Raw genomic sequence first — 11,319 nt, forward strand, 5'->3', positions numbered from 1 at the left:
CCCCTCGCCGGCTGACAGCGTTGGCCGCGCGTCGGGCCGCAGGATAGCATCCCGCGTATGACGCCATCCAAAGACATTTCGCGCCTGATCGAGATCATGGCGGCGCTGCGTGAGCCCAAGACCGGTTGCCCCTGGGATATCGAGCAGGATTTCACGAGCATCGCGCCCTATACGATCGAGGAAGCCTATGAGGTGGCCGACGCCATCGCGCGCGGCGATCTTGACGATCTGCGCGACGAGCTCGGCGATCTGCTGCTGCAGGTCGTCTACCACGCCCAGATGGCGCAGGAAGCTGGCGAATTCGCCTTCCCGGATGTGGTTCAGGCGATCACCACGAAAATGATCCGCCGCCACCCGCATGTCTTTGGCGACGAGAAGGCGCGTAGTGCCGGCATGGCCAAGGGCATGTGGGAAAGGATCAAGGCGCAGGAGAAGGCGGAGAAACGCAGCGCCCGCCTCGCTCGCGGCCTCGACCCGGAAGACAATGGCAAGGGGTTCCTGGACAGTGTGCCGGTCGCCCTGCCCGCCCTGACACGGGCGCTGAAACTTCAAGAGAAGGCTGCCCGCGTCGGCTTCGACTGGAGCGAGGCGGCGCCCATCCTCGACAAGATCGAGGAAGAGATCGGCGAATTGCGCGAGGCTCTGGCCAAGGGCGAAACGGCTGAGATCAAGGACGAGTTCGGCGACATGCTGTTTGCCGTCGTCAATCTGGGTCGTCACCTCAAGCTCGATTCCGAAGCAGCGCTCAGCGGCACAAATGAAAAGTTCCGCTCACGCTTTCACTATGTCGAACGCGCACTGGAAGCGTCGGGAAGCACGCTGGAAAAAGCCACGCTGGATGAGATGGAAGCGCTCTGGCAGCAAGCCAAAGGCAAGAAGTAAGCGGACTTCGAGCAATTCCAGGAAAAGTGTGCGCGATTTTCCCGGGAAAAGCGCGTAGCGCTTTCCCTTGGGAATTGCGTAAAAAAGAAATCGATCGTTTCACCGTTTCGGCGAAACGATCTAGTCCTTGTTCTTGCGATGCAATCGGCTTTCGATCTCTTGCCGGGCCGTGTGCGTTGCCTTGAGCGAGATGGTCGCGCTGCCATCCTCATTGTCGGTGCGCGAAACGATGTCGCCATTGCGGTAGAGCCAGTCGACGAGGCCGAACTGCGCCGGCTCAATGGTCACCGTCAGTTCCTCCAGCTCGCCCGACATCCTGGTCTCGATCAGCGCTTTCAGCGCATCGATGCCTTCGCCTGTGATGGCCGAGATGGCGATCGGCGGCGCCTTGTTGGCGTCGGCACCATCGGCAAGCAGACGCTCCCGATTGCCGTCGTCGAGCAGGTCGACCTTGTTCCACACCTCGATGACACGCTTGGCATCACCGGCATCGACGCCGAGATCGGCGAGGATGCGTTCGACATCCTCGGCCTGCGCGGCGGTGTCGGGATCCGAGATATCACGCAGATGGATGACAAGGTCAGCCTCGACCACCTCTTCCAGCGTGGCGCGGAAGGCGGCGACCAGATGCGTCGGCAAGTCGGAAATGAAGCCGACCGTGTCCGACAGGATGATCGGCGTGCCGTGCGGCAGCCGCACCCGGCGAAGCGTGGGGTCGAGCGTGGCAAACAGCATGTCTTCGGCCAGCACATCGGCTCCGGTCAGCCGGTTGAACAGCGTCGACTTGCCGGCATTGGTGTAGCCGACGATCGCCACCACCGGGAACGGCACCTTCTTGCGTTTGGCCCGGTGCAGGTCACGGGTGCGGCGCACCGTTTCCAGCTCGTGCTTGAGCTTGATGATCTTTTCCTGCAGCTGCCGCCGGTCGGACTCGATCTGGGTTTCGCCGGGGCCGCCGAGGAAGCCGGCGCCGCCGCGCTGGCGTTCAAGGTGGGTCCAGCTGCGCACGAGGCGCCCCTTCTGGTAGTTGAGATGGGCAAGTTCAACCTGCAACGTGCCTTCCTTGGTGCGGGCGCGCTCACCAAAGATTTCAAGGATCAGCCCGGTGCGATCCAGCACCTTGGCGTTGAATTCTTTTTCAAGATTGCGCTGCTGCACCGGCGTCAGCGGATGGTCGACGATGACCACTTCCGCATGACCCTCTTTGACGATCTCGGCGAATTCGGCGACCTTGCCGCTGCCAAGCAGTGTCGCAGGGCGCGGATCGTTGACGGTCACCACCGCCGTGTGGATCAGATCAAGGTTGATCGCGCGGGCAAGGCCGACCGCTTCGTCGTGACGGGCCTCGGGAGAACGCACCAGCCTTGGACGGTTCGTCTCATCGTCGTTGCGCTGGTGGCGGGTAAGCACAGGCACGATGACCACAGCCCGGGTCGGACCCTTGGCTTCCGTCCCGGGATGATGTGCTGGTTTTCCGCGAACCGTACCGTCCGCGTCCTTGTCACGTGCCAATCAGGCGCCCTGGCTTTCCTCGCCATCGAACATCTGAACCGGCTGGCTCGGCATGATCGTGGAAATGGCGTGCTTGTAGACGAGCTGGGAGTGACCGTCGCGGCGCAGCAGGACACAGAAATTGTCGAACGAAGTGACCACGCCGGTCAGCTTCACGCCGTTGATGAGGAAGATGGTGAGCGGGTTCTTGCTCTTGCGAACTGAATTCAGGAACAGGTCCTGAAGGTTTTGCGATCGTTCCGCCATTGTTCTTGTCTTTCGCCGATCCCCTTCGGTTTGCAAACCAATGCGCCAAATTGTCGGGCGCATGTCAAGCTCGCAAACACCGTCTTGTCGTCAGTAACGACAAGCAGAACGAGATATATTGATGTTCATTCCACCTGTGCGGTTATCAGGCTGGACTTTTTTCCGCAATGTCAAAAAAGGCCTGCCGCAACGAAAGTGTTATTGAGCCGGGGTGCCCATTGGCGACGGAATCGCCATCTATCGACACGACCGGCATGGCAATCGTCGTCGCCGAACTGATGAATGCCTCGCGTGCAGCCTTGGCCTCGGCAACGGAAAAGCCACGTTCCTCAATCTTTAACCCGAGCTTCGACGCGACCTCGAACATGGTGGTGCGGGTGATGCCGCGCAGGATGCCGTGCTCGGCCGGCCTGGTGACCAGGACGCCGTCCCGGGTGACGATCCAGGCATTCGACGAGCCACCTTCCTTGACGTTACCGTCGGTGTCGACGAACCACGCCTCCTGCGCGCCGGCCTCCTTGGCCTTTTGCTTGGCCAGTACATTGGGCAGCAACCCGGTGCTCTTGATGTCAACACGATCCCAACGGTTCTCAGGCACAGTGATGACCGCGATACCCGTCTCGGCCCGTTTCGCGCCGGCGGCAGGATCGGCCTTCCTGGCGGTCACCACCAAAGCCGGCTTGGTATCCGCCGACGGGAAAACGAAATCGCGGCTAGCGACACCGCGCGTCACCTGGAGATAGACCAGGCCGTTGACGACATGGTTGCGGTTGACCACTTCGCGCAGGATCAGCGGCAACACGTTTGGGGTCACCGGCCAGGCGATCGACAGTTCGCTCAGTGAGCGGTTGAGCCGGGCAAGATGGCGCGGCATGTCGACGATGAAGCCACGCGCCACCTCGCAGACCTCGTAGACACCATCGGCGAACTGATAGCCGCGATCCTCGATATGCACGGAAGCGTCCGCGTGAGCGATGTAGCGCCCGTTGATATAGGCAATGCGCGGCATGGGTGGTCCCTCAGAAAAGTCCCAGCTTTCTTATGCGATTCCGCCGCTACCGTAACCGATAAATGCTTGGCCCAGGCGCGGCCGAACAGACGTCGCGCCTGTCAGACGCCCAGCGATTTAAGTTTGCGGTGCAGGGCCGAACGTTCCATGCCGATGAACTCGGCGGTCTTCGAGATGTTGCCGCCGAAGCGGTTGATCTGGGCGATCAGATAGTCCTTCTCGAACTGTTCGCGCGCCTCACGCAGCGGCAGCGCCATGATGTGCTGGTCGGACTGGTTGGGCGTGCGCGGCATGACATCGCCGATCTCGGACGGCAGCAGATCCGCGGTGATCGGCGCATCGACATCGTCGCCACGCGCCAAGATCATCAGCCGCTCGACATTGTTGCGCAGCTGGCGGACGTTGCCCGGCCAGTTGTGCGCCTGCAGCACGGCCAGCGCATCGTCGCCGATACGGCGCGGCTTGATACCGGCCTGGCGGGCAATCTGCTTCATGAAATTGTCGACGAGGTAGGGAATGTCCTCGCGCCGCTCGGCCAATCCCGGAACCATCACAGGAACCACCGCCAAGCGATGATAGAGATCCTCGCGAAAACGACCGTCGGCGATCATCGCTTCCAGGTTTTGCGAGATCGAGGAGATGATGCGGACGTCGACCTTGACCCGCTTGGTGCCCCCTACCCGCTCGAATTGCTGCTCGACGAGCACGCGCAGGATTTTGTTTTGCGTCTCGCGCGGCATGTCGGCCACTTCGTCGATGTAGAGGATGCCGCGATGGGCTTCTTCCAGCGCGCCGACCTTGCGTTCGACACCGTTCGATTCGGTGCCGAACAGCTCGATCTCCATGCGTTCGGGAGTGATGTTGGCGGCGCTCAGCGTCACGAATGGTGCGCCCTTGCGTGCCGACAGCGTGTGGATGGCGCGGGCGGCCAGTTCCTTGCCGGATCCGGACGGGCCGATGATCATGACACGGCTGTTGGTCGGCGCGACGCGCTCGATGGTCTGGCGCAGCTGGCTCATCGCAGACGACATGCCGATCAGGTCGAAGGTTTCGCCGCTGCGCTGCTTGAGGTCGGAAACCTCGCGCCGCAATTTCGAGGTCTCGAGCGCGCGCTCGGCAATGAGGATCAGCCGGTCGGCCTTGAATGGCTTCTCGATGAAATCATAGGCGCCACGACGGATGGCGGAGACCGCCGTTTCGATGTTGCCGTGGCCGGAGATCATCACCACCGGCAAGGTGGGATGCATGGTCTTGATCTCATCCAGCAAGGCCAGGCCGTCCAGACGCGAGCCCTGCAGCCAGATGTCGAGGAAAATCAACCTCGGCGCACGATCAGCTATTGCCGCCAGCGCGCTGTCGGCATCGAACGCCGTACGGGTTTCGTGACCTTCGTCGCTCAATAGACCCGCGACGAGTTCACGGATGTCTTCCTCGTCATCGACGATGAGAATATCAGACGCCATTACCGACCTTTTCAGTTTCTCTTTCGTGTTCCGTCTTGGCTTCGCCGCGCGACGGCGTGGCTGCCGCGAGCGGCAGGATGATCGAGATCATCGCACCACGCCCGCCATGGAAATCCGCAGGTGCATCATGTAGTTCCAGCCTGCCACCATGGTCCTCCACGATCTTCTTGACGATGGCGAGACCAAGCCCGGTGCCCTTCTCGCGTGTGGTCATATAGGGCTCCAGCAGCCGTTGGCGATTCTCCCGCGGCAGGCCTTTGCCATTGTCGATGACGTCGATTCGAATCGCGCCATTCTGGCGGCCGGCTTGAATCCGGATTATGCCGTGCGAACCGTCCTTCTGTTCCAACCCGTCGATCGCTTCGGCGGCATTCTTGATCACATTGCCGAAAGCCTGCGCCATCAGCCGGCTGTCGAACGTGCCCTTGAGCGGTTCGTTGCCGAAGAGGCGCTCGAAGGTGATGTCGGCGCGGCTGACTTCGACCAGGAACGAAGCCTCGCGCAACGATTCGCGCAAATCGATGGCCTTCATCTCGGGCTTGGGCATCCGGGCAAAAGCTGAGAATTCATCGACCATGCGGCCGATGTCCTCGACCTGCCGTATGATGGTGTCGGTGCACTGATCGAAAACCTCGCGGTCCTCGGTGATGACCTTGCCGTACCGGCGCTTGATGCGCTCGGCCGAAAGCTGGATCGGCGTCAGCGGATTCTTGATCTCGTGGGCGATGCGCCGCGCCACATCGGCCCAGGCCGAGGAACGCTGGGCCTGAACCAGATCGGTGATGTCGTCGACGGTCACGACGTAGGATTTCTCCTCCGAACCGTCGTCGCCGGCCTCGATGGTGATCTGCACGTTGAAGGTGCGCTCGGTGCCGGCGCGGAAGAATGTCACCTGCTCGCGGTAGACTGGCTTGCCCGACTGGCGGCCGATCTCGAAGACACGGCCGACATGCGGCAGAATGGCGGAAAGGTTCTGCCCGAGTGTCGCACTGGCGGAGATGGCCAGCATCGATTCGGCCGAACGGTTGACGATGGTGACGATGCCATAGGGGTCGACGCCGATGACACCGGCGGTGACGCCGGCCAGCACGGCTTCCGAAAAGCGCCGCCGTTCATCGATCAGGTCCTTGGCCGACAGAATCTCGTTGCGCTGGGATTTCAGTTCCAGCAGCATCTTGTTGAAGGTGTCGCCGAGCGAGGCGACATCCCCGTCCGATGGCCGCACCGGCACCGCGACGTCGAGATTCCCGGTCGCCACCTCGTCGGCAGCGCCTATGAGCTGGCGGATTGGCCGCACCAGCCGATCAGCGACGGCGATACCGGTCCAGATGGCCGACAGGATGATGATCAGCGTCAGCGAGAGATAGGGCAGCGCGAAGGCCACTTGCGAGGTGCGCCTGTTGTCTTCGAGATTGCGATATTCGTCAGTGTTGGACCTGACGATCTGCCGCGCCTTGATGACCTCGGGATCGACGAGGCGAATTGTGTAGAGATAAAGGCCCTCGATCTCACGCAGCTTGACGATGGCGCCCATGATGTTGCGGGTACGTGGCTCTATCAGCACCGGCTTGCCGTCGGTGGCGGTGCTGACTGAGCCTGGTGGCGGTTCCGGCATGGCGAAATCGGCATCGGTCTGGGCGCTCATGACGAACGAACCGTCGGGCTTGATCAGCGCAGCGTGGGCCAGTGACCTGCCAACGGCCTCCTTGTTGAGGAGGTCGAGAAAGCCTGTGCGATCAAGACCATAAAGCGTGCGCGACGCGTCGAGATCATAGGCCATCGATAGCGTCGTGCCCTGCAGATTGCGCGCATTTTCCTGAACATAGGCATCGGCGATCGAGAGTGAGGAATTGACGATCGTCTTGGTACGAATCTCGAACCAGCGATCAAGACCGATATCGAGCGTGATCGAGGCGATGATCGCCACCATGATGGCCGGAATGGCAGCAACCAGAGCAAACATGGCGACGATGCGCACATGCAAACGCGAGGCCGCCTTGCCATGCCGGCGCGCCATGACGATGCGATGCACCTCGCGTCCAACCAGTGCCATGAGGAAGAGTACGAAGGCCGCGTTGAGCGCGATCAGCGCCCAGGTTGTCTTTGCGTCCGGCACGATGGGTGTCGCACCGACCAGAATGGTGAACGAAATGGCGGCCATGACGAGCGCGCCGATGACCGCCACCACGCCGGGCAACGCCAGCAGCCTTCGTCCGTCGCGTGCGCCGGGTTCGCTGAAAAGCGGTTGGTTGAGTGCAGGTGCTTGCGGAGCCATGTCGCCGTATTGAGCCAATGATTGCGTTCGATCTATGCAACGCATTGTGGCGATTATGCAACAAGTGTGACCGCGACGGTAATCTTTCGCCGCTCAGTCCCCCGAAAAGAGCCGGCGTCAGATCAGCGCTCAGCCCGGCCGCGACGATTTGTAGACGTTGACGCCCAGTTCGCGAATCTTCTTGCGCAACGTGTTGCGGTTCAATCCCAGCAGCTCCGCGGCCTTGATCTGGTTGCCGCGGGTTGCCGTCATCGAGGCAAGGACCAGCGGGTATTCGACCTCGGACAGGATGCGCTGGTACAAGCCGGCGGGCGGCAATTCGCCGGCAAAAGAAGCGAAATAGCGCTGCAGGAAGTGCTCGACCGCCTGGCCGATGGAGAGATCGTCGGGAATCAGGTTGCCGCCGCCGGGCACAACGGGGCGCTCGCCAGTCTTCAGTTCCGCCTCGATGATCTCGGCGGAAATCTCATCTTGTGAATAAAGCGCGGCGAGCCGTCGAACCAGGTTTTCCAGTTCGCGCACATTGCCCGGCCACGGATAGCGCTTCATCAGTTCGATGCCGCCGGAAGAAATACGCTTGGTCTGCAGGCCTTCCAGTTCGCCCAGCTTGAAGAAGTGGCGAACGAGATCAGGGACATCCTCCGATCGCTCGCGCAGCGCGGGCAAGCGGAGCGGCACGACGTTGAGACGATAGAACAGATCCTCGCGGAACATTCCCTGGTTGATCAGCGTGCGCAGGTCCTTGTTGGTGGCGGCGACGATGCGCACATCGGTCTTGATCGGCGTGCGGCCGCCGACCGTGGTGTATTCGCCCTGCTGCAGGACGCGCAGCAGGCGCGTTTGTGCCTCCATCGGCATGTCGCCGATCTCGTCCAGGAACAGTGTGCCGCCCTCGGCCTGCTCAAAGCGGCCAGTGGAGCGGTTCTGCGCGCCGGTGAAAGCGCCCTTTTCGTGACCGAACAGTTCGGATTCGATCAGATCGCGCGGGATCGCCGCCATGTTGATGGCAACGAACGGGCCGCCTCGACGGCGGCCATATTCGTGCAGCGCGCGCGCCACCAATTCCTTGCCGGTACCGGACTCGCCCGAGATCATCACCGTCAGGTCGGTCTGCATCATGCGGGCCAGCATGCGGTAGATGTCCTGCATGGCAGCCGAGCGTCCGACAAGCGGCATCGCGTCTGGCTGTTCTTCGGGGTGCGTATCGATCTTCGGCCGGCGTGGTTCAGAAAGCGCCCGGTTGACGATGCTGAGCAGTTCAGTCAGGTCGAACGGTTTCGGCAGATATTCGTAGGCGCCGGTTTCGGATGCGCGGATCGCCGTCATGAAGGTGTTCTGGGCGCTCATGACGATGACGGGCAGCTCCGGCCGAGCCTTCTTGATGCGGGGCAGCATGTCGAAGGCGTTCTCGTCCGGCATCACCACATCGGTGATGACGAGGTCACCCTCGCCCGCCGCCACCCAGCGCCACAAGGTCGAGGCGTTGGAGGTGACGCGCACCTCGTGGCCGACGCGCGAGAGGGCCTGATTGAGCACCGTGCGGATGGCCGCATCGTCATCGGCGACGAGAATATTGCCGCGAACCGTCATTTGCGGTCTCCTTCACCGTCTTCTTCAGCGCCGAACGGCGTTTCCTTCCAGGCCGGCATCAGGATGCGGAATGTGGTTCCGCGCGGCGTCGAATCGCATTCGATGATGCCACCGTGCTCGCCGACGATCTTGGCGACCAGCGCCAGCCCAAGTCCCGAGCCGTTCGGCTTGGTGGTGATGAAGGGATCAAACAGGATCGGCAGGATATCCTCCGAGACCCCGGAGCCGTTGTCGCGCACGCAGAATTCCAGCGGCAGCGAGACGCGATCCTGCGTGCCCGGAACGGAAACGCGAATGCCCGGCCGGAAGGCGGTTGACAGCACGATCTCGCCCTGAGGGTCGCTGCCGATCGCCTCGGCGGCGTTCTTGACCAGGTTGAGGAAGACCTGGATCAGCTGGTCCCGGTTGGCAAAAACCGGAGGCAATGATGGATCATAGTCTTCCAAGATCTTGATTTTCTTGGCGAAACCGTTTTTTGCAATCGCTTTCACATGATCCAGCACGACGTGGATGTTGACAGGGTAGCGATCGATCGGCCGCTCGTCGGAAAACACCTCCATGCGATCGACCAGCGAAACAATACGGTCGGTCTCATCGGTGATCAGCCGGGTCAGCGCGCGATCCTCGTCGGATGCGGACAGTTCGAGCAACTGCGCGGCTCCCCTGATGCCGGAGAGTGGGTTCTTGATCTCATGGGCAAGCATCGCCGCCAGGCCGGTCACCGAACGCGCCGCACCGCGATGCGTCATTTGCCGGTCGATCTTGTCAGCCATCGACCGCTCCTGGAACATGACGACGACGGAACCCGGGAATTCCGGCACTGGCGCGACATAGAGATCGACGACTTTCTCGATGCCGAGACGCGGCGAGGACACGTCGACGCGATACTCGTTGACCGGAGCCCGACGCTCGCGCACCTGGTCGACCAGCGTCAGCAAAGGGCTGCCGAAAGGAATGAGTTTCGACAGTGTGTTGCGGGCGAGCATATTCGCGCTCGAGCGGAAGAAGTCCTCGGCATCGGCATTGGCGTAAGTGATGAACCCATCCATATCGACCATGATCACCGGACGGCGGATGGTGTTGAGCACGATATGGGCGGCCTCTGCCATATCGGTGCCGTGGGTGGCGTTGGCGTTCATGCCGCACTCCGCAGGTTCAGGGATTGCGGATCGCGCGAAAACACATCGCGCAGCAAGGCAATGACACGGGCTGGTTCGAACGCGGTCAGGACGGCTTTTCGACTGTCGTCGGCGACGCCAGCGGCATGGCGATCGAGATACCAGCCCAGATGCTTGCGCGCCTGGCGCAAGCCGCTCTCGACGCCATACAGCGCCAGCATGTCCTCGTAGTGGGCGACGACATAATCGGCCAATGCCGCGGGATTGCGCGGCACGTTGGCCGCCCTTCCGCCAACTGCCGCGGCTGCAATGCCACCGGCGATCCAGGGCGCGCCATAATGCGCGCGGCCGACCATCACCGCATCGGCACCGGATTGTTCGAGAATGTCGGCGGCCTCTGCCGGGCAACAGACGTCGCCATTGGCAATGACGGGAATCGATACTGCTTCCTTGACGCGGGCGATAGCGCGCCAGTTGGCCTTGCCCTGATAGAACTGGCAGCGCGTGCGGCCATGCACCGTTACCATCTTGACGCCGGCCTGCTCGGCGCGGCGCGCCAGGATAGGCGCATTGAGCGCGCCTTCATCCCAGCCGAGCCGCATCTTGACCGTCACCGGGACCTCGACTGCGCCAACCACGGCCTCAATCAGCGACAGGGCATGATCGAGGTCCAGCATCAATGCCGAGCCGGCATAGCCGCCGGTCACCTTCTTGGCCGGGCAGCCCATGTTGATGTCGATGATGTCGGCGCCCTCGCCGGCGGCGATACGCGCGCCCTCGGCCATATGGATAGCCTCGCGGCCAGCAAGCTGCACCATATGGACGGGCAGGCCGGAATGACGTATGCGCAGGTCGAAACCGGCCCTGCCCTTGGCGAGTTCGCCGCTTGCCACCATTTCGGACACGACCAGGCCAGCGCCATGCGCATGGGCGCGCTTGCGGAAAGGCTCGTCGGTAATCCCCGACATCGGCGCTAGGAATACGCGATTGCGGATTTCCACGCCGCCGACGTCGAGAGGCGCGGCCAATTTGGCTGAGTTAACCATGCACAAAAACCAAGCACGTCTATTCGTTGCACATTCTCTAGCCATGTCAGCCGCAATGTGCAACGCGGAATGACGCCACATTAAGGCGCAATTGGGAAAAAGCGGGCGTTCGGCTTTTGCCGCGACGAGGTTGCCGCGCATCGTCCAGTATGTGTGAAGGACGCTTTGGAATTCATAT

At 61.9% G+C, this 11,319-nt stretch carries 9 protein-coding genes; 1 reads left to right on the plus strand and 8 read right to left on the minus strand.

The window, feature by feature from the left end; translation table 11 throughout:
• Positions 1-57 precede the first annotated feature (57 nt).
• A complete protein-coding gene (gene mazG, locus ACZYHG_RS23400; protein ID WP_464610581.1) occupies positions 58-882 on the plus strand; it encodes a nucleoside triphosphate pyrophosphohydrolase in 825 nt (274 codons plus the stop codon).
• Between the two features lie 120 nt (positions 883-1,002).
• Here the strand turns inward: mazG and hflX are convergent, their stop codons facing one another.
• The 8 genes from hflX to dusB form a co-directional block, all read right to left on the minus strand.
• Entirely contained in the window at positions 1,003-2,394 is a 1,392-nt protein-coding gene (gene hflX / locus ACZYHG_RS23405; protein ID WP_464610582.1) for a GTPase HflX, read from the minus strand.
• Positions 2,395-2,640: an RNA chaperone Hfq gene (gene hfq, locus ACZYHG_RS23410; RefSeq protein ID WP_006202172.1), complete on the minus strand. Its 246-nt coding sequence runs from the start codon at positions 2,638-2,640 to the stop codon at positions 2,395-2,397. It lies immediately after the preceding gene.
• A gap of 145 nt (positions 2,641-2,785) precedes the next feature.
• On the minus strand, positions 2,786-3,649 hold the full coding sequence (locus tag ACZYHG_RS23415) for a D-amino-acid transaminase (protein ID WP_464610583.1): 864 nt from the start codon (positions 3,647-3,649) through the stop codon (positions 2,786-2,788).
• Between the two features lie 101 nt (positions 3,650-3,750).
• On the minus strand, positions 3,751-5,112 hold the full coding sequence (gene ntrX, locus ACZYHG_RS23420) for a nitrogen assimilation response regulator NtrX (protein WP_464610584.1): 1,362 nt from the start codon (positions 5,110-5,112) through the stop codon (positions 3,751-3,753).
• Positions 5,102-7,432: a sensor histidine kinase NtrY-like gene (locus tag ACZYHG_RS23425; RefSeq protein WP_464610585.1), complete on the minus strand. Its 2,331-nt coding sequence runs from the start codon at positions 7,430-7,432 to the stop codon at positions 5,102-5,104. Before ACZYHG_RS23425 ends, ntrX begins: the two co-directional genes overlap by 11 nt.
• A gap of 84 nt (positions 7,433-7,516) precedes the next feature.
• Complete coding sequence (ntrC, locus tag ACZYHG_RS23430) at positions 7,517-8,977, minus strand: nitrogen regulation protein NR(I) (protein WP_464610586.1); 1,461 nt, start codon at positions 8,975-8,977, stop codon at positions 7,517-7,519.
• On the minus strand, positions 8,974-10,116 hold the full coding sequence (locus tag ACZYHG_RS23435) for a two-component system sensor histidine kinase NtrB (RefSeq protein WP_464610587.1): 1,143 nt from the start codon (positions 10,114-10,116) through the stop codon (positions 8,974-8,976). The genes ntrC and ACZYHG_RS23435 overlap by 4 nt, the downstream gene beginning before the upstream one ends.
• Positions 10,113-11,141: a tRNA dihydrouridine synthase DusB gene (gene dusB, locus ACZYHG_RS23440; protein ID WP_464610588.1), complete on the minus strand. Its 1,029-nt coding sequence runs from the start codon at positions 11,139-11,141 to the stop codon at positions 10,113-10,115. Before dusB ends, ACZYHG_RS23435 begins: the two co-directional genes overlap by 4 nt.
• Positions 11,142-11,319 lie beyond the last annotated feature (178 nt).

The organism is Mesorhizobium subarcticum, assembly GCF_055456085.1.